At 73.8% G+C, this 19,173-nt stretch carries 17 protein-coding genes; 13 read left to right on the forward strand and 4 right to left on the reverse strand.

What is annotated here, in order from left to right; genetic code table 11:
• Positions 1-19: 19 nt before the first annotated feature.
• The 3 genes from ACFU5F_RS19515 to ACFU5F_RS19525 are packed head-to-tail and all read left to right on the forward strand — an operon-like array spanning position 20 to position 2,762.
• On the forward strand, positions 20-643 hold the full coding sequence (locus ACFU5F_RS19515) for a transcriptional regulator (RefSeq protein ID WP_383888574.1): 624 nt from the start codon (positions 20-22) through the stop codon (positions 641-643).
• Positions 640-1,374 (forward strand): toxin-antitoxin system, toxin component, encoded by a 735-nt coding sequence (locus ACFU5F_RS19520; RefSeq protein WP_383888576.1) that lies wholly within the window; start codon positions 640-642, stop codon positions 1,372-1,374. Before ACFU5F_RS19515 ends, ACFU5F_RS19520 begins: the two co-directional genes overlap by 4 nt.
• A complete protein-coding gene (locus ACFU5F_RS19525) occupies positions 1,371-2,762 on the forward strand; it encodes an MAB_1171c family putative transporter (RefSeq protein WP_383888579.1) in 1,392 nt (463 codons plus the stop codon). Before ACFU5F_RS19520 ends, ACFU5F_RS19525 begins: the two co-directional genes overlap by 4 nt.
• 110 nt (positions 2,763-2,872) lie before the next feature.
• On the opposite strand, the gene ACFU5F_RS19530 is transcribed toward ACFU5F_RS19525, so the two are convergent.
• The 4 genes from ACFU5F_RS19530 to ACFU5F_RS19545 form a co-directional block, all read right to left on the reverse strand.
• On the reverse strand, positions 2,873-3,745 hold the full coding sequence (locus ACFU5F_RS19530) for an SMP-30/gluconolactonase/LRE family protein (protein WP_383888581.1): 873 nt from the start codon (positions 3,743-3,745) through the stop codon (positions 2,873-2,875).
• A complete protein-coding gene (locus ACFU5F_RS19535) occupies positions 3,742-4,515 on the reverse strand; it encodes an IclR family transcriptional regulator (RefSeq protein WP_383888584.1) in 774 nt (257 codons plus the stop codon). Before ACFU5F_RS19535 ends, ACFU5F_RS19530 begins: the two co-directional genes overlap by 4 nt.
• Positions 4,516-4,855: 340 nt before the next feature.
• A complete protein-coding gene (locus ACFU5F_RS19540; protein WP_383888586.1) occupies positions 4,856-6,097 on the reverse strand; it encodes a helix-turn-helix domain-containing protein in 1,242 nt (413 codons plus the stop codon).
• A gap of 3 nt (positions 6,098-6,100) precedes the next feature.
• Positions 6,101-6,253 (reverse strand): hypothetical protein, encoded by a 153-nt coding sequence (locus tag ACFU5F_RS19545; RefSeq protein WP_383888589.1) that lies wholly within the window; start codon positions 6,251-6,253, stop codon positions 6,101-6,103.
• 210 nt (positions 6,254-6,463) lie between these two features.
• Here ACFU5F_RS19545 and ACFU5F_RS19550 point away from each other — a divergent pair, with 210 nt between their 5' ends.
• The 10 genes from ACFU5F_RS19550 (at position 6,464) to ACFU5F_RS19595 (ending at position 19,048) form a co-directional block, all read left to right on the forward strand.
• Complete coding sequence (locus tag ACFU5F_RS19550) at positions 6,464-7,441, forward strand: DUF3068 domain-containing protein (protein ID WP_383888592.1); 978 nt, start codon at positions 6,464-6,466, stop codon at positions 7,439-7,441.
• A 329-nt stretch (positions 7,442-7,770) separates the two neighbouring features.
• Complete coding sequence (locus ACFU5F_RS19555; RefSeq protein ID WP_383888595.1) at positions 7,771-8,922, forward strand: glycosyltransferase family 4 protein; 1,152 nt, start codon at positions 7,771-7,773, stop codon at positions 8,920-8,922.
• A gap of 101 nt (positions 8,923-9,023) precedes the next feature.
• Positions 9,024-9,767 carry a class I SAM-dependent methyltransferase gene (locus ACFU5F_RS19560; RefSeq protein WP_383888598.1) on the forward strand — a complete coding sequence of 248 codons (744 nt, stop codon included), beginning with the start codon at positions 9,024-9,026 and terminating at the stop codon, positions 9,765-9,767.
• Positions 9,764-14,203: an alpha-(1->3)-arabinofuranosyltransferase gene (locus ACFU5F_RS19565; RefSeq protein WP_383888686.1), complete on the forward strand. Its 4,440-nt coding sequence runs from the start codon at positions 9,764-9,766 to the stop codon at positions 14,201-14,203. The genes ACFU5F_RS19560 and ACFU5F_RS19565 overlap by 4 nt, the downstream gene beginning before the upstream one ends.
• A complete protein-coding gene (locus ACFU5F_RS19570; RefSeq protein ID WP_383888601.1) occupies positions 14,200-15,666 on the forward strand; it encodes a condensation protein in 1,467 nt (488 codons plus the stop codon). Before ACFU5F_RS19565 ends, ACFU5F_RS19570 begins: the two co-directional genes overlap by 4 nt.
• Positions 15,663-16,421, forward strand: a complete 759-nt coding sequence (locus tag ACFU5F_RS19575; RefSeq protein ID WP_383888602.1) for a methyltransferase domain-containing protein — start codon at positions 15,663-15,665, stop codon at positions 16,419-16,421. Before ACFU5F_RS19570 ends, ACFU5F_RS19575 begins: the two co-directional genes overlap by 4 nt.
• A 15-nt stretch (positions 16,422-16,436) precedes the next feature.
• Positions 16,437-17,354, forward strand: coding sequence for a hypothetical protein (locus ACFU5F_RS19580; protein ID WP_383888688.1), 918 nt, complete (start codon positions 16,437-16,439; stop codon positions 17,352-17,354).
• Complete coding sequence (locus ACFU5F_RS19585) at positions 17,351-17,608, forward strand: Trm112 family protein (protein WP_383888605.1); 258 nt, start codon at positions 17,351-17,353, stop codon at positions 17,606-17,608. Before ACFU5F_RS19580 ends, ACFU5F_RS19585 begins: the two co-directional genes overlap by 4 nt.
• Positions 17,605-18,456: an FkbM family methyltransferase gene (locus ACFU5F_RS19590; protein ID WP_383888608.1), complete on the forward strand. Its 852-nt coding sequence runs from the start codon at positions 17,605-17,607 to the stop codon at positions 18,454-18,456. Before ACFU5F_RS19585 ends, ACFU5F_RS19590 begins: the two co-directional genes overlap by 4 nt.
• Positions 18,413-19,048, forward strand: coding sequence for a hypothetical protein (locus ACFU5F_RS19595; protein ID WP_383888610.1), 636 nt, complete (start codon positions 18,413-18,415; stop codon positions 19,046-19,048). The genes ACFU5F_RS19590 and ACFU5F_RS19595 overlap by 44 nt, the downstream gene beginning before the upstream one ends.
• Positions 19,049-19,173: the final 125 nt, after the last annotated feature.

Raw genomic sequence — 19,173 nt, forward strand, 5'->3', positions numbered from 1 at the left:
GGGCACGTAGGGTCGGCCCGTGCCCGCCCTGCCAGACAGCCTCAGCCTCGCCGAGACCCTGACCCGCCTCGACGCCCGTATCGCCGGGAACGGAGGTGACCGGGACCGGCTTCTCGACGTACCGGCGCTGGCGCGGCGCACCGGTCTCGCCGAGGACGTGGTGCGGACGTTGCTCGACGGGGGCGAGCCCGTGCCCGACCGGGTCGACGACCGCGTGCGGGGGCGAGTGCGGGCGCTGCACGAGACGTATGCCGCGCGGAGCGGCAAGCGGGCCGGTGAGGTCTGCCGGGAGGTCGCGGAGCGGCTCTCCATCAGTCCCGAGTGGGCCCGGCAGCTGCTGCTGGGCCGCAAGACGCCGAACGTGTCCGACCTGACCGAACTCGCGGAGTTCTTCGGCGCCCGGGAGGGCGTCCGGTTCTTCACCGACCCCGCCCCGGCCGTGCTGAACCGGGAACTGGTGCGCCTGCTCGGGGGACTTGACGACGGCACGGACGGCGACGGGCCCCTGGTCGAGTTCGCCACCCGGCACGGGGTGGTCACGCTCGCGCTGCGCGGCCATCGGCTGACCCCCCGCAAGCAGGAGGCACTCGCCGTCATGCTCGAAGGACTGCTCGGAGTCGACGACGAGGAGGCCCGTCGATGAGCCGCGGCGGGGGCCGGGGCACGCGTGGGTTCACCGCTCTGGGCGGGGCCGTCGGCAGGGTGCGGGCCGCGCTGCTGCCGTCCCGGTCCGGCGCCGAGATGCGGAAACTGACCGCGGGGCTCGGCAGGGCGGTCCGGGAGCGGCTCGACGGGCCCGTCGGTGTACGGGAGTTGGGCGCGGCGCTGTGCGAGGAGATGAGCGCGCGGCGGGGCGGCCGGCCGGTGAAACTGCGGTTCGAGCGGTTCCCGGACGGGATAGGGGTGACCGGACTGTGGATGGAGTTCCCCGACTTCGACCTGGTGATCGTCGAGGAGCGGGCCGAGACCGTGCAGCAACTGGTCATCCTGGGACACGAGTTGTGGCACATGCACGCCGGACACTGCCATCATCCGCTGCCGGGCCCGGACGCCTCGCTCACGCCCTCCGGTGAGGCGGGCACGCCGGACGCGCCGAGCGGGCCCGACACGCGCGCGACCGCGCTGCCGACACTCTCCCCGGAGTTGTCGGCGGCCCTGGGACAGGGAGGGACTCCCATCGCCGCGCGGCACGGCTCCCACGAGTCGGAGGAGCAGGAGGCCGAGGACTTCGGGCACCGGCTCGCCACCACCCTCCGCCCCTGGGTGGACACCGGACAGGACGGCCCGGCCGGAGCGGCGGATCCGGGCGGCCCGGCCGACCCCGTGGGGCAGGCCATCCAGGCGACCCTGGGCTATCGCAGGCACCGCAGATGACGGGGGCGGCCGTACCGGCGACCACCGGGGCGCTCGGCTCCAGCGGTCCCGCCGACTTCTTCGGTGATCTGTACATCTCCTTCTGGATCCCCACGGCCGTACTGACCGCCGCGCTGATGATCAAGCTGCCCGGCATCGTGAAGCTGTGGCGGGACTCCCTGCTGCGGGCGGTCGGCGGGCTGCTGCTGCTCGCGGCCTGCGTCTTCGTGTTCGCGGTGCCGTCGGTCATCGCGTGGACCAACCGGGTCGTGGGCGTGCCGAACATCGCCGCGCCCTGGGTGTACTCCCTGATCACCGCGTTCTGCGCGTGCTGTCTGCTGCTGATCGTCGCCTGGCGCAACGGCCCGGCCGACCGCTCCCCGGCGACCCGCCGCCTCATGCGGTGGGTCGCCGCCGTCTACACGGCGGTGATCGTCGTCCTGTGGGTGCTGTTCGCACTCGCGGACGTGCCCCGCGAGCGGCTGCGCGACCTCGACACGTACTACGCGACCACGCCCTTCATGCGCGAGGAGATCCTGCTCTACCTCGGCGCGCACACGGCGGCCTGCGTGATCACCTACCGGCTGATCCGCAACTGGGTACGCGCGGACGGCCTCGACCGGTGGCTGCGCGGGGGCCTGCGGGCGCTGGGGCTGGGCTGCGCGCTCAACCTGGTGTTCGACGCCGCGAAGTTCACGGCGGTGGTCGCCCGCTGGACGGGGCACGACCTGGACTGGCTGAGCACGCACGTGGCGCCGCCGGTCGCCGCCCTGGCCGCCATCTGCATCGCGGTGGGCTTCATCGTTCCGCACGGCGGCCAGTACCTGCGGGACCGCTGGCGGGTGCGGGCCCTCCACCGGCGGCTGCGGCCCCTGTACCTGCTGACCCGCACGGTCGACGACTCCCGGGTCCCCTTCGCGCTGCGCGCCACCCCGGAGCTGCGCCTCACCCGCCGGGAGACGTTCATCCGGGACGCCCTGCTCCGGCTGACCCGCCACCTCGACGACGACCTGCGGCGCCGCGCGTACGACGCCGCGCTGGAGCTCGGGCACGAGCCGGGCCGGGCCAAGGCCCTCGCCGCCGCCGTGACCGTCCAGGACGCGGTGGCCGCGCGGAGGCGGGCGCCCGGCGGCGGGGCGACGGTCACGCTCGTGTCGGGCCCGCTCGTCTTCCCCGCGCTCGCGGCGGGTCCGGACGGTCCTGCGGTGGTGGGGGACGCCGGCGGTACGCCCGGCCGGGCGGCCTTCCCGGAGGTCACGGTCGCGACGGACTTCACCGACCTGCTCCAGGACATCGAGGCCGTGTCACGGGTGCTGCGTGAACCCGCCGTGATCGAGGCGGTACGGGCGCTCGCCGCCGCCTCCACAGCCGCCGCCGACACGGAGAGCGGCGTGCCCGTACGCGAGTGACGGTGCGGCCGTACGCGAGTGACGGGGTCCGGTGCGATCCGCCCGTTGAACGGCCGTGGTCGCCCTCCTCGCGGCGGGCGACCACGTCGTGCCGTGCTTTCGCCGCGGGATCAGCCCGCGAACACCGGCTGGGCCAGGCCCTTGCCCGCGCCCGGTACGACCAGCAGGGAGCCGGACAGGGGGTGCGGGGTGTCCGTGCCCGTGCGGGCCGTCGTGATGTAGAGGTCGGTGAGGTCGGGGCCGCCGAAGGCACAGGCGGTGGGGCGGGGGGTGGGGAGGGGGACCACGCGGTCCAGGGTGCCGTCCGGGGTGTAGCGGCGGACGGCACCGCCCTCCCAGAGGGCGACCCAGACACAGCCCTCGGCGTCGACGGTGAGGCCGTCGGGGAAGCCGTCTCCGTCCTCGACGGTCACGAAGGGACGCCGGTTCACGGGCAGCCGGCCCTCCGGCGCGCCCGTGTCCGGGTAGTCGAAGACGTCGATGCGGCGGGTCGGCGAGTCGATGTAGTACATCAGCCGTCCGTCCGGGCTCCAGCCGGTGCCGTTGCTGACGGCGACGTCGTCGAGGACGGTCGTGGTGAGCCCGTCGGCCGTGAAGCGGGCCAGGGTGCCGCCGCCCGGGGCCTCGTCGTAGCGCATGGTGCCGGCGAAGAGGGAGCCGTCGGGTGCCACGGCCGCGTCGTTGGCGCGGCGGCCCGGCACCGGCTCGTGGTGCAGCCACCGGAAGGCGCCGTCGGGATCGGTGAGGCCGACGCCGTCCCGGAGGTTCAGGACGAGGCCGCCCCCGGCGCGCGGCTTGACCGCGCCGACGTGCTGCTCGGTCACGAGGACCGTGCGGCGGCCCGAGGCCGGGTCGTACGTGTACACGCGCGACCCGAGGATGTCGATCCAGATCAGACGCTGGGCCTCGGCGTCCCAGGTGGGGCCCTCGCCGAGGGCCGCGTACTCCCGTACGGCGATCTCGTACCCCGTGTTCGCGCTCATGCCACGCTCCGGTGGCCGAGGCGCTCGGACAGTTCCGCGGCGCCCTTGGCGGCGAGCTGCTCCAGCTCGATCCGGCGCTCGTCGCTCCAGCGGATCATGGGGACGGAGATGGAGATCGCGGCGACGACCCTGCCCGTGCGGTCGCGGACCGGCGCGGCGACGCAGGAGACGTCCGGGTTGGACTCGCGGTTCTCCACGGCGAGACCCCGCTCACGGATCCGGGCCAGGGTCTCGCGCAGGGCGGCCGGGTCGGTGATGCTGTTGGGGGTCATGGCGAGCAGGTCGGCGTCGTCCGGGATCCGGGCGTTCAGCTCGGCCTCGGGAAGGGAGGCGAGGAGCATCTTGCCGACGGAGGTGCAGTGCGCCGGGAGGCGGCGGCCCGCGGCGGAGACCATGCGGACGGCGTGCGTGGAGTCGACCTTGGCGATGTAGATGACGTCCGTGTACTCCAGGATCGCCACGTGCACCGTCTCGTCGCAGGTCTCGGCGACGGACCTGGCCACCTGCTGCCCCTCGGCGGCGAGGTCCAGCTGCTCGGCGTAACGGCTGCCGAGCTGGTACGGGCGGACTCCGAGGCGGTAGCGTCCCGGCTGGCCCTGGACCTGGACGATGTATCCCCTGGCGGCGAGCGTGGTGACCAGCTCGTGCACGGTGGTGCGGGGCAGTTGGAGCCTGCGCACGATGTCGGGGGCGGAGAGTGTGCCGTCCCCGTCCAGGAAGAGCTCCAATATGTCGAGCGCCCGGGTCACGGCAGGTACGAGGCGTCCCACGGCCGGCCCCCTTCCCTCTGTCTGTCGGTTCTGACTGCGGCGGTGTTCGAAATTTCAACGGTCGATCGGCATGACGAACACAGGCTAGTCATAGTGCGTGGACCGGGCAATAACCACGGACGATCGAGCGAGGGGGAGGAACGGGGGGTGCAATGTCGGGCGCGGGTCCGGTGGGGCTTCTCGCGCAGTTCCCCGCGCCCCTGAATACCCAGACCCTGCGGGCCTGAACAGCATGGGGCGCAGCCCTGTTTGTCAGGGGCGCGGGGAACTGCGCGACCAGCCCCCACCCACCCGCACCCGCCGACGAGACACGCACCCCCGAGCCCTCAGGCGCCCCCCATCACCGCCGCCCGCGCGGATCCCCCAGCTCCCCCCGCAGCCGCTGCGCCCGAAGCACCAGCTCCAGCTCGAAGCGGCGGTCGGAATCGTCGATCTCGTCGCCCCACAGCTCCCGTATCTGACGGAGGCGGTAGCGGACGGTTTGCGGGTGCACACCCAGGCGGGCGGCGATCTCGGGGGCGCCGCCCCGGGTCTCCAGCCAGGCCAGGAGGGTCTCGGCGAGCCGGCGGCCGTGCGTGGGGCCGCAGTGGGCGAGGGGGGCGAGGCAGCGCAGGGCGAGGTCGTCGATCAGCTCCTCGGGCTGGAGGAGGACGAGGGCCTCGGTGTGCTCGGTGCAGTGCAGGACCTCGCCGCCGGGGAGCAGCCGGCGTTCCATGAGACGGACGGCGGCCTCCGCCCAGCGCAGCGATTTCGCCGCGTCGGCCAGCGGCACCGGCGGTCCGATCGCGCCCGACCAGCCGGTCAGGGCGCGGTGCAGGAGTTCGGGACGGCCCGCCGCGTCGGGTTCGGGGACGACCATGCGGGGCTGCTCGTACTCCATGTCCAGCAGGACGCCCTGGCCCACGGCGGGCGCCATGGCCTCGCGGGCCGGCCGTAACAGGACTCCGACGGCGACCTTCTCCGGGAGGGTCCAGCCGATCCGGGCCGCGCGTTCGGTGAGCGCGTCCGCCGGGTCGCCGCGGTGGTGCTCGGCGAGCAGGAGTTCCATCAGCCGGCGTTGCAGTCGCAGCCGTTCACCGGCCTGCCGGGCCGCCGCCTCCGCGTAGCCGCGCACCGACTGGTCCACCAGACCGTCCAGGTACTCGTACCCGGCGTCGACCAGCTCGTACATCGCGGGCGGCGGGATCTCCACGCGCTGGCCGATCTCCGCGAAACGGCGCCAGGCCAGGCGTACGCCGAGGCGGTAGATCGCCTGCAGCGAATCCAGGCTGCGGCCGTTCAGGCCCTCGCCGCGGCCGAACTCCTGGAAGACGCCGGGAGGCACCCGCGGGCGGCCCTCGGCGGTCTCCAGGTGCTGGACGAAGACCTCGATCGCGCGGCGGATGCCGATGAGGGCCATCGGCTCGCCGGAGTCGTCGAGGACGACGGGCAGATGGGGGTACTCGCGGCGGATCTCGCGCAGGATCTCCTCGGCGAGGGCCGGGGCCTCGGCCATGGCGATCGCGGCGAACTCGCGCACCTGCAGCCGCGGCACGTCGTGCCAGGCCGAGCGGACGGTGACGGTTCCCGGTCCTCCGGTCACCCCTCAGCGCTCCTGACCGGCGTTCTCGTAGGTGATGAGCGGGGTGTTCGGCTGGTCCGGGGTGGCCTCGAGCAGGGCCACGACACCGAACGCGGCCCCCGCGGCGAGAGCGGCGGCGGCCACCATGGTCAGTGCGGCGGCGAGCAGTCTGGGCATCGCAGGGGCAGCCTCTCGGTCGACAGGTCGTCCCCACCCAGGGCACCCCGCGGACTCAGTGTCAGCAATGCATTGACACTGCGTCAAGACTCCGCCTACGGTTCCCGGCCCATACGTAGCCCCCATCCGCACGCGCACATTCCCCCCAGGCGTCGCACTTTCCGCACGCCTACCCGAGTCGCACCTCCCAACGCCCCCTGGAGTGCCCGGATGCGCCGTACAGCTTCACCACTCTCACTGGTCCTGCTGGGCCTCGGCACGTTCCTGCTGGTCCTCGCGCCCCTGCTCGCGTGGTACGTGGAGCCGAGGGCCGCCGTGAACCCGATCGACATCGACACCACCGCCGTCTACTCCGGCACCGGCAGCGTCTTCGACGTGGAGCAGGTGAAGACCGTGCCGGGCCAGGAGATCACCGTCACCCAGCGGGTACGGGGCGATGTGGCCGAAAGTGAGCGCAGCGGGGCCGCCGTGTGGGACGTGATCACCTCGGTCGACACCGAGAAGTCGCTGCCGGCGGCCGACCCGCACGACGCGCTGGACTTCTCCCCGCACCGCTGGGTCAGCGACCGCAGGACCAACCGGCCCGTGCACTGCTGCGACGAGAAGCCGTACATCGAGGGCGAGGCCTACCTGAAGTTCCCCTTCGACGTGCAGCAACGCTCCTACCGCTGGTGGGACAACACGCTCGGAGCGACGGTGACGCTCCACTACGAGGGCCGCAAGAAGATCCGGGGCTACGAGGGACTGCGGTTCACGGCGAAGGTCCCGGCCACGAAGACCGGCACCCGGCTGGTCCCCGGCGCCCTCGTCGACGAGCCGGCCCGGCCGCAGGTGCTCGCCGAGGAGTGGTACGCCAACCACGGTCTCGAACTGGTCGTCGACCAGAGCACGGGACGCGTGCTCTACGCCCAGACCGGGCCGCGCCGGACCCTGCGGGCGCCGGGCGGCACCGAGGACGCGGCGGTGCTGCTCGACAGCCGGAAGCTCGCGTTCACCCCGGCGACGCAGAAGTTCGCGGTGGACCAGGCGGAGAAGGACAGCGGACTGCTGCGGCTGGTGGGGCGGACGGTGCCGATCGGTGCCGCTGTGGTCGGTTTCGTCCTCGCCGTGGCCGGTGCCGTTCTGGTCGCACGTGGCAGGCGGCGCCCCGATACGCCCGAGTCGTCCCAGGAAGAGATCACGATGTGACAGGGCGTCAGTTGAATAAACCCCGAAAATTGTCACGCCGGTGAGTAGCAGCTTCGAACCGCTGGGCGAAAACTGTCCACCCCACCTGAGCACAGCCCACCCACACCTCGCCCACAGCGACTCCGGACACCCCCGGTACTTCCGATCCACTCACGCCCCGACCCTCGTCCCTCCGATCCCTCTGCTCCCGGCCCCCCTGCGTCCGAGCACCTCCGAGGCACGCGCCACCCGTACGACCCACCCGGACCCCACGCCCCACCGGAACATCCCCCACGGCGAACGTCCTTCTCCCCGCTGAGTTCCGCACCCCGAGACGAGTTGGAGCACCCATGCCCCAGCACGTGCCGTTCTCGCTGGTCGAGGTGTTTCCGCACCTCGACCGGCACCGGTCGGCAAGTCCCCCACAGCCGCGCCGGATCGTCTTTCTCGCCCGCCGTGACCTCGGTAATCCGGCGGCGGGGGGCTCCGAGCTCCTCGTCGACCGGCTCGCCGACGGCCTGACCCGGCTCGGTCACCAGGTCACCCTGCTGTGCGGCGGCCCCGCGGCCTACCGCGACTACCGGGTCGTGTCGGCCGGCGGCGATCTGAGCCACCATCTGCGCGCCAGATCGGCCTTCGCCCGTCAGGTCGGCGACTGCGACCTGCTGGTCGAGGTGTGCAACGGCATGCCCTACCTCGCCCCGCTCTGGCACCACGGTCCGACGATGTGCCTGGTCAACCATGTGCACACGGATCTGTGGCAGTTGCGGTTCGGCGGCGCGCTGGCACCGGCCGCGCGGCTCGGCCGCCGCCTCGAACACTGGTCGCTGACGGCCGCGCAGCGCCGGAACCTGCTGGTCGCCGTCTCCTCGTCGACGGCGACCGCGCTCCGCTCGATCGGTGTGGAACGGGACCGGATACGGGTCGTGCACAACGGGGTCGAGGAACCGGGGCCGCGCGCCGAACGGTCGGCCGAACCGCTGTTCGTGGCCGTGGGCCGGCTGGTCGAGTACAAGCGGATCGATCTGCTGCTGCGGCTGTGGGAACGGGTGCGGCCGGTCACGGGCGGACGGCTCGTGATCGTCGGGGACGGACCCGAGCGGGCGCGGCTGCGGGCGATGGCCGGACCGGGGGTCGAGTTCGCCGGGCACGTGTCCGAGGAGGAGAAGCACCGACTGCTGTGCGCGGCTTGGCTGCTGCTGCATCCGTCGGCCGTGGAGGGGTGGGGGCTGGTCGTCACGGAGGCGGCCGTACGGGAGACACCGTCGGTGGCCTTCGACGTGCCCGGGCTGCGGGACTCCGTCGTGGACGGGGAGACGGGTGTGCTCGCCCGGGGGGAGTCCTCCTTCGCCGCGGCGTGGTGCGCGCTGGCGTTGTCGACCGACCGGCGGGTGCTGATGGGGAAGGCGGCGCGGGAGCGCGCCGCGCACTACCGGTGGGGGCACACGGTCCGGCAGTTCCGGGCGGTGGCGGCGGAGGCGGTGCGGGGTTGGACGCCTTGAGCGCCAAAAGGGGTGCCTCGACGCATCGTTGGCGGCCGCGGATGCGTGGGGGCCGGTCGCGCCCACGCGGCGGAGCCGAAAATGTCACAGCCCCGCGCCCCATGAGTACCGGCGGTCACAAGGACCCCTCGCTGCGCCGCTCCGTCACCCTCTTCCGGGCCTTCATGCGCGAGCAGGACGATCCCGAGCACTGCTACTCCCTCCTCGCCCGGGACGCCGTCGACCAGGTCGAGGCGTACGGCGGCGGGCCCGTCGCCGGACTGACCGTCGTCGATGTCGGTGGTGGCAGCGGGTACTTCACCGAGGAGTTCCGGCGGCGGGGCGCCCAGGCGTACCTCTTCGAGCCGGACCTGCGGGAGTTGGGGACGAAGCCGCCGGACGGGGCCGTCGTCGCCGACGGGTACCTCCTCCCCCTGGCCGACGGGGTCGCGGACGTCACCTTCACCTCCAACGTGCTGGAGCACGTCGCCGACCCGCCGACCTTCCTCAGCGAACTCGCGCGGGTCACCCGGCCCGGCGGGCTGATCTACGTCTCGTTCACGAACTGGCTCTCCCCCTGGGGCGGGCACGAGTGGGCGCCCTGGCACTACCTGGGAGCCGAACGGGCGCGGGCCCGCTACCGGCGCCGTACGGGCAAGGACGCCAAGCACACCCTCGGCGAGAACCTCTTCGCCGTGCACATCGGACGCACTCTGCGGCAGGTGCGCGGCCGGGACGACGTGACGGTCGTGTCGGCGCGCTCCCGCTACTGGCCGTTTCTCGCGGAGACCGTCGTGAAGGCGCCGGGACTGCGTGAGTTCGCCACCTGGAACCTCCTCCTCATCCTCCGGCGGTGTCCACCATGACGAGCACGGTCCAGGCTCCACCCCCCGCGCCGGTGCGGCCCGCGGGCACGACCGAGGGACCCCCCGAGGGCCCTCGGTCGCGGCGCTGGCTGCTGGGATTCTGGGCCGTGGTGTTCGTGCTGCTGGTCGCGGCGCAGCCGGGGCGGCAGACCTTCGACACCAAGCTCGGGGTCACCACCGATCCCTGGCAGTTCCTCTCCGACCTCGGCCAACTGTGGCACGACCGGGGCGGGTTCGGCGGCATCCAGGACCAGTACGTCGGCTACCTGTGGCCGATGCTGCCGTACTACGGGCTGACCGACCTGGTCGGGCTGCCGGTGTGGCTGGCGGAGCGGCTGTGGCTGTCCCTGATCGTGTCGGTGGCCTTCTGGGGTGTGCTGCGGCTCGCGGAGCGGCTGGGGGTCGGAAGCTCCGCGTCGAGGCTGCTCGCCGCCGGTGCCTACGCGCTGTGGCCCGTGTTCACGACGGTCGTGGGGTCGACCTCGGCCGCCGCGCTGCCGGGGGCGTTCCTGCCGTGGGTCCTGCTGCCGCTGACGAACGAGCGGTACAGCGCCCGGGTGGCGGCCCTGCGGTCGGCGCTCGTCATCCCGTTCATGGGCGGGGTCAACGCGTCCGCGACCCTGGCCTCGCTGCTGCCGGTCGGGCTGTATCTGCTCACCCGGAGGCCGGGGCCCCGGCAGCGCGGGCTGATCGCCTGGTGGGTGCCGGGGGTGCTGCTGGCGACCGCGTGGTGGGTGGTCCCGCTGCTGCTGCTCGGCTTCTACGGGGAGAACTTCCTGCCGTACGTGGAGAGTTCGCAGACCACGACGGCCACCATGTCCGCCACCGAGGCGCTGCGGGGCGCCGGGAACTGGGTGGGCTATCTGCACTTCGGTGAGCCCTGGCTGCCGGCCGGGTGGTCCGTCGCCGCATCCGTCGTGGTGATCCTGTCGTCGGCGCTGGCGGCGGGGCTGGGCCTGGCCGGGCTGGCGCGGCGGGACATGCCCGAGCGCCGGTGGCTGGTGCTGACCGTGCTGGTGGTCGCGCTGTTCACCCTCGCCGGGTACGGCGGCGCGTTCGGGGCGCCCTTCCACGGGGTGGTCCAGGACTGGCTGAACGGGGGCCTGGTGCCCTTCCGGAACATCTACAAGTTCCAGACGGGGCTGGCGCTCGCGCTCGTCCTCGGGCTCGCGCACCTGGTGGGCGTGGCCGCGCAGGCGCGGGGTGCCCGGCCGGTGCGCGGGCGGCGGTTCGCCCCGCTGGTCGCGGCCGTCCTCGTCGTACCGGGTCTGCTGTGGCCGTACCTCAACGGGTCGGTGCTGCAGCCGGGTTCGTTCAAGAAGCTGCCCACGTACTGGCAGGCGACGGCCGACTGGCTGGAGAAGTACTCGCCGGACTCCCGCGCACTGGTCGTGCCGGCCACCGCGCACGGCATCCACACCTGGGGCACCACCGTCGACCAGCCCCTGGACGTCCTCGCCGACTCCCGCTGGGCGCAGCGCGACTACGTCCCCTTCGGCACCCCCGGCAACCGGCGCGCGATGGACGCCGTCGAGCAGGCACTGCTGACGGGCGCCGAGGTCCCCGGCCTCGGCGACTACCTGAGCCGGGCGGGCCTGTACTACGTCGTCGTACGCAACGACCTGGACCCCGACCAGATCGGCGCGGTGCCGACCACGACCGTGAAACGGACTCTGGAGCAGTCCGGGTACGAGCGGGTGACCGGGCTCGGGCCGGTGATGACCGGCGGCCGGATCGCCGAGGGCACCCCGCTGCAGGTCGAGGGGCTGTACGCGCGCCAGCGGGCCGTGGAGATCTACCGCCCGGCCGGGGACGTGCCGCGTCCCGGGCAGGCGGGGCTGAAGGCGATCGCCGACACGGCCGTCGTCTCCGGCGGCCCCGAGTCGCTGCTGCCGCTGGCCGCCGACCCGGAGCTGCGCGACCGGGCCACCGTGCTGACCGGCGACAACCACCCGGGGCTCGGCACCCCGGCCGTGCAGGTGGTCGGGGACGGGCTGCGCCGCGCGGACACCCGCTTCGGCCTGGTCAACGCCAACACGTCGTACACCTACACGGCGAACGAGCGGAACCCGAGCGGGAGCGTCCAGGACCCCGGGGCGCAGCCGAAGCAGATCCTGCCGGTGTCGGGCCTCGGCCACCAGACGGTGGCCGAGCTGCGCGGCGCCAAGGCGGTGACCGCCTCGACCAGCGGCAACTGGCTGTTCCATCTGCCGCAGTACGACCCGGTGAACGCCTTCGACGGCGACCGTGGCACCGCCTGGGCGGAGGGCTCGGCCGGGTCGGCCAACGGGCAGTGGCTGCGGATCGACTTCGACGGCAGCCAGGACATCCCGTCGTCCTTCGAGGTCACACCGCTGCCGCAGGACGGGGTGCGGTCGGCACCGACCCGGATCAGGGTGGAGACCGAGCGGGGCTCCCGCTCCACGAACCTCCAGGCCGACGGCTCGACCCAGACCGTCGACGCCGCTCCCGGCGACACGAACTGGCTGAAGATCACGATCCTCGACTCGGCGGAGCGGCACACCGGACTCGTCGGCGCCGGATTCTCCGAGATCGACCTCCCCGCGGTCAAGGTCACCCGGATGCTGCGGCTGCCGACGGACGCCCAGGACCCCGGCAGCGCGGCCGCCTCGGCCGAGGTGGTCTCGCTGTCGCGCGGGGCCGACCCGACCGGCCTCTCCCCCACGGGCACGGAACCGGGACTGCACCGCACCTTCGGCACCGCCACCGCGGGGACGTACGAGGTGAAGGCGACGGCCGTGCCCGTGCCGGGCGACGAACTCGACAAGCTGCTGTACAAGGCCGCCCCCGAGCAGCAGACCCAGATCAGGGCGAGCGCCGAGTCCACCGCCTCCCTCGGGGCCGGGCTCTCGCCGCGCAACCTGACCGACGGCGACCTGACCACGGCGTGGATCGCGGGCGACGACCCCACGATCCATCTCAGCTGGGGTGACAAGTGGCCGGTCGGCTCGCTCGTCCTGGCCCCGGCGGGCGGCCTGTCGGCGCGGCCGACCCAGGTCGAGATCAGTTCCCCGGACGGTGCCGCCATCGCCGGTGTCGACGAGAACGGCTGGGTCCGCTTCGACCCGATCACCACCGACCGACTCGACATCACCGTCACCGAGACGGCCCCGCTGACCGTCCACAACCCCGTCGCCGACGAGGACCTGCAGCTCCCGGTCGGTCTGACGGAGGCGTACATCCCGGCCCTCGACCAGTTCCGCACCCCGCAGCCCGCCCCGGCCCGGGACTTCGAGCTGCCGTGCGGCCAGGGCCCGGCGGTCGAGGTCGACGGGACGCTGTACGAGACGAGCGCCCGGGGCACGGTACGGGACCTGACGGAGCGGCGGCCGGTCGATCTGACGCTCTGCCAGAACGGCAAGGCCGGGGGCGCGCTGGAACTCGGCGCGGACGACCGGCACACCTTCGAGTCCGAGGACACCGGCGCCCTGGCCGTCACCGCCGTGACCCTCACCCGGGGTTCGCTCGCCGAACCCGCCGCCGGAGGGCGGGAGTTGGGCATACGGGACTGGCTCGGCGACCGCCGCGAGGTCACCGTCGGCGACGGCGCGGCCTCCTATCTGACGACGTACGAGAACTTCAACGACGGCTGGAAGGCCACGCTGGGCGGCCGTGAGCTGACCCCGGTACGGCTGGACGGCTGGCAGCAGGGGTGGCGCGTCCCCGGCGGCGCGGGCGGCACCGTCAAGCTGTCGTACGAGCCGTCCGTGACGTACGAGGCCGGGCTGATCGGTGCCGGTGTGGGCCTCGCGGCCCTGCTCGGGCTGGCCCTGTGGCGCCGCCGGGAGGCCAACCCCGACGAGCCGCAGCCGGCGCCGCCCGGCCCCGGTCCCTGGCTCGGCGTGGTCGCCCTCACCCTCGTCGGCATCGTCGTCGCGGGCTTCCTCGCCCTCCTCGTCCCACTGCTGGCCCTGCTCGCGCGGAAGCGGCACGGCCTGCTCGTCCCGATCGCCCTCCTCGCCCTGGCGGGCGCCGGTGTCGCCGCCGCGCTCGGGGCGGGCGAGCCGGTCGCGGCGGGCGAGGGCGCGTTCGGCCATGTCGCCCAACTCCTCGCGCTGACCGGCCTGTTCGCCGGGCTGGTGAGTCTGGGGGCCGGGATGGAGACCGCCCCCGACCGGCCCGGCACGACGCGGCGGTTCGCTGTTCCGCCGGGGGCGCAGGCGCCGACGGAACCGTTGCCGCAGCGCAGGCGGGTGGACAGGACGCTGAACGGCGGGGCCGGAGGCGGCGGGTCGGTGGCCGGTCCGACGATCTCGGCGCGCGGGCCGGGCTCCCCGCAGGAGGACCCGGACACCCCGACCCGGCGCATCGCGTTCACCAAGCCGAAGTCCGAGGCGCCGCCGAGGTCCGAGCCGTCGCCGGAGGACGGCGGCCCCGCGGGAAGCGGCGGTACCGGCAAGGGAGGGCCCGTATGACGACGCTGGACCACCCCCCGCGGGACGACGCCGCCCACGGGCCCGTCCGTATCCCCTTCCCGGTGGTCGACGAGGTGTCCCGGCACTGCGCCCAGGAACAGGAGCCCGAGACCGTCCACATCGAGGTCCACCTTCCCGGCCGGCTCGACCCCGGCCGGCTCCGCACGGCCTTCGTCACCGCCCTGCGCGCCCACCCCCGCATCCTCATGCGGGAGGCGCCGGGGCGGTGGTACAGCCGCCGCTACGAGTGGGAGCTGACCGAGGGGCCGGAGGTCGAGGTGGTGGCCTTCCTGCCCGCCGGCCCGCACGCGTTGCGGGACGCGCGGACCAGGGCCCTGGTCGAGGCGCCCCCGCTGACGCTGTCGCCGCCGATCCGCCTGGAGGTGGTGGAGGGAGCGGGGCCCGCGGTGGGAAGCGAGGCGACCGACGCGGTCGGCCTCACGGCGGGCGGCCCCACCACGGGCCGTCACGTCACCGTGCCGGCGACCCCGACCCCGACCCCGACCCCGACCCGGCACCCGGAGGCCCCCGCCCCCGGGGCCCCGAAAGGCACCGTCCTCTTCCTCACCATCAACCACACCGCGCTCGACGGTCCCGCCTGTCTGCGGATCCTCGCCACCGCGGCCCAGCTCTACGGCGGCGAGGACAACGCCCCCACGGCCCCGCCGGTCCGCCCCTCCCCCGCCGCCGACGACGAACCGGCCCCTCCCGAGACGGACGCCCCCTCCCCCTGGGCCCGCCCCGCCCGGGTCGCCTCCGGCACCCCCGAACCCTCACCCGGCAACGGCCTGCTCGTCACCGAACTGCCCGTGCCCCGCCGCCCGAAGGGCGCCCCCTACACCGTGAACGACCAGCTCATGGTCACCACCGCCCTGACGCTCGCCCACTGGAACCGGGAACACGGAGCCCACCCCCGCCCCCTGCGCATCACCATGCCCGTGGACGACCGTACGAGGGACACGGACATGGCGATAGGCAACGGCACCCGCCTGGTCGAAGTCCCCTTCTCCCACGACGAGTTGCGCGCCGACCACACACCGCTGCCCGTCCTCCTGCGCCGGACGGCCGAACGCACCCGCGCTCTGAAGTCCCTCCCGAGGCCCCAACTCGGACACGCCGCATCCCTGTTGACGGCGCCGGTGGTCCCCGTCGCCTGGCGGGCCGCCCTCACCCGGGGCCTGCGCAGAGCCGCGGGCCCCTGGACGTCGACCACCCTGCTCAGCAACATCGGCCGCATCCCCTACGCCCTCGACTTCGGCGAGGGGGCCGGCCGTGCCCACGCCGTGTGGTTCTCGGCCCCGGCCCGCATGCCGCGCGGCCTCACCGTCACGACCGCCTCCACCGCGGGCCGCCTGCACGTGGCCCTGCGCTGGTCCCGCGCCCTGCTCAGCCACGGCGACGGAGCCCACCTGCGCGACCTCTTCGAGCACTACCTCCACGCGACGCAGGAGGACGCCCGGTGACACCGGCCACCTCGCCCACCACCTCGGCCGAGCCGCCCGTGCGGGGACTGCGGGACTTCTACGAGGACCCGTCCGTCCCCGTCGCCTCCGGCACCCCCCGCAGCCTCGCCCAGGCCCGTATGCTGGCCGCCGCCCTCGGCCCGGCGGCCACGACGGGCCCCCGCACCGTCCTCGACGTCGGCTGCGGCGACGGCACGGCCGCCGCCACCGCCGCCCCGCTGCTCGCCGGCCACCGCATCGTCGGCGTCGACTGGTCCCAGGACGCCCTCGAGCGGGCCCGCACCCGCATCCCGTACGCGATCCGCGGCGAACTCACCGACGGCGGACTGCCGTTGCGGGCGGAGTCCGCCGACGCCGTCCTGTTCAGCGAGGTCATCGAGCACCTCGTCGACCCGGACGCCGCCCTCGACGAGATCCGTCGCGTCCTGCGCCCCGGCGGCCACCTCATGCTGTCGACCCCCAATCTCGCCGCCTGGTACAACCGAGCCCTGCTGCTCGCGGGCGTGCAGCCGGTGTTCTCGGAGGTGAGCCTGCGCGGCATCCACGGCCGCCCGGGGACGGAGGTGGTGGGTCATCTGCGGCTCTACACCGCCCGCGCGCTGCGGGAGTTCGTGGCCGCGTCCGGCTTCGAGATCGTCACGCTGCGCGGGGCGCCCTTCCACGGCGTACCGCGTCCGCTGCGGCCACTGGACCGCCTGGCCTGCGCCGCCCCGTCGCTGGCGTCGATCCTGCTGCTGCACGCGCGAAGGACGTAGGCGATGTGGTGGGGAGTGGCCGCGGCCCTGCTGGCGAACGCGCTCTACAGCACCGGGTTCGTCCTGGAGAAGCGTGCGCTCACCGCCATGCCGCAGGTCACGGTCCGCGCCCCGGTGAAGCTGCTGCGGCAGGTCGTCGGCAGCCCGCTGTGGATCGCGGGTTCGCTGTCGCTGGCCGCCGGGTTCGCCGCCCAGCTGGCCGTGTACCGGACCCTGCCGATCGCCGCCGCCCAGGGCATCTTCGTGTCGGGGCTGGTCCTGCTGGTCCTGCTCTCGGCGCGGCTGCTCGGCGAGCGGACCACGGGCCGGGAGCGGTACGCCCTCGGGGCCATCCTCGCCGCGCTGCTGATGGTGGTGCTGTCGCTGGACGAGAGCGCCGACACCGTCGGCCGCGGGGCGCCGTACGCGCTGGTCCTGACGATCTGCCTGCCCGCGCTGGCGGCGGGGGTGGGGCTCTACCGGTCCGCCGAGCGGCGCGCCCGACACCGGCACCGGCTGCCGACCACGGGCGTCGAGTACGGCGTGGCCGTGGGCCTGCTGTACGGCGTCAGCTCGCTCGCGATCAAGGGTGTGTCCAGCCGTCTGACCACCGACGGATTCGGGGAAGCGGTGGCGGGCCTGCTGCGCTCCCCGTACCCGTATCTCCTGCTCGTCACCGGCGCGTTCGGTCTGGTGATGTCACAGGCGGCGCTGCAGCGCTGCCGGGCCTCGCTGATCGTGCCGGTCTGTACGACGGTGACCTCCCTGTTCACGGCGGTGCTCGGGACGCTGTCGTTCGGCGAGTCGCTGCCCGACGATCCGCTGCGTCTGGCCCTGCGGCTGTCCGGCACGGTGCTGGCGGTCGCCGTACTCCTGAGCATGCCCAAGCACGACGCCCCCGCGCCCCCGGCGCCCCACGACCCCTCACCGGCCAAGGAGTTGACCCCTCCATGAATCCCGACGACCCGTTGCTCCAGATCCTGGCGTGCCCGCTGGACAAGGGGCCGCTGCACCTGGTGGTCCACGAGGAGGAGCGGACCGGCACCACCGGCGCCCGGGCGCCGGAGTCGCTCTACAACCCCCGGCTGCACCGCCGTTACCCGATCATCGACGGCATTCCGCAGCTGCTGCCGTCGTCGGGCGAGCAGGTGACCGAGGACGAACACGAGAAACTCTCCGCACTGCTGCTCAGGAGGACGGGTTCATGACCACACTCGCCGCTCGGCTGGCGCCGCTCCTCCCGGACCGACTGGTCGCCGCGGCCGCCCGGTCCGTCTACCCGCGGTTCGAGCCGGAGCTGAACCGGCTCGACGACCTGTGCCCGCCGGACTGCGGTACGGCGGTGGACGTCGGCGGCTGGTACGGCCCCTGGACGCACCGGCTGGCCGCACGGGCCGCGCGGGTGGTGACCGTGGAGCCAGCGCCCCGGCTCGCCCGGCTGCTCGCCGCGTCGGCTCCGGCCAACGTCCGGGTCGTCCAGGCCGCCGCCTCGGACGGGCCGGGCACGGCCCGCCTCTGGCTGCCGTCCGGCGACGACGGCGGCCGGGGGGTGTCCTCCCTGGTCCGCCGGGACATCCACGCCCGTGCACTGGACGTCGCCTGCGTCACCCTCGACGGGCTCGGCCTGACGGACGTCGGCTTCGTCAAGATCGACGTCGACGGCAACGAACTGGCCGTCCTGCGCGGCGCGTCGGGCCTGCTGGCCCGGGACCGCCCCGCCCTGTTCGTCGAACTGGAGGCCCGTATCCAGCCGATCGCCCCGGTCGTCGACCTCCTGGCCGGCCTCGGCTACGCCGGCTGGGTCCTGCCCGCCGGGACCTGGCTCCCCCTCGTCCCGGCCACCCTGGAGGCCCACCAGGCGCGTACGTCGCACCGGGCGTCCCAGGGGCTGCTCCGGCGTGTCCTGCCGCTCGCCGGGCGGTACGTCAACTCGGTGCTGTTCCTGCCGGACGGGCGCCGCCCGGGTGAGCGGGCCGATGACCGCCGGGCCACCTCCGGTGCCGTGGGCCACGATGGACCCCATGTCCTCCGCGAAGCGCCGCCCCGGCCCCGATAGGCCCTCCGGTCCGTTCACCCCGCTGGACTTCCAGCTCGTCATGCTCCGCCGCATGGCCGACCACAACCCGCACCTGGTCGAGGACGCCCGCCGTGAGCTGGGCGTCTCCGTCGCGGACATGCGGGAGGCGAACCGGCGGTGGCAGGCGATGGTGCGCTCGCCCCGGACGCGGGGCTCGGCCTCCCGCTACCGGTCGGTCCTCGGCCCGCCGGAGTCCGTCACCGTCCAGAAGATCGGCGACCTGGACTGCGAGGCATGGCTGTGGCCGGTGCCGTTGTGGGCCGGTCTCCGCTTCGAGGTGCTGCTCGCGCCGAACGGGGCGGTGTGGAACGAGTGGCTGGTGCGGGCGCCGGGGGTGGCCGGGCCCGAGTTGCGCGCGCTGGAGGATCTGACGCCGTGGTCCTGCACGGTGGACGAGGTCGCGCGGGCGTTCGCGCCGGCGCGACCGCTGGAGGGGACGGCGCCCACGCGCTGGGGACTGCGGTTCCACGCCCCCGACGGGCAGGGGGTGCGGCGGGAGTGCGTCGCGGAGTTCACGTGGGGGCTGCTGCAGCGGATCGCCACCGTCCCGCAGCCACCTGACCGGGCCTGATCGCGTCTCATCAGTTCACGTGCACCACCGGTCGATTTTCGCCGCGATCGCTCACCAAAGCTCCCCGATCGGAAGATTGGCGATCATCCGGCCGTGAGGGGCACCGCTGGGCCTACTGTCCGTGC

It is taken from the genome of Streptomyces sp. NPDC057438 (assembly GCF_042802995.1).
Classification (GTDB): domain Bacteria; phylum Actinomycetota; class Actinomycetes; order Streptomycetales; family Streptomycetaceae; genus Streptomyces.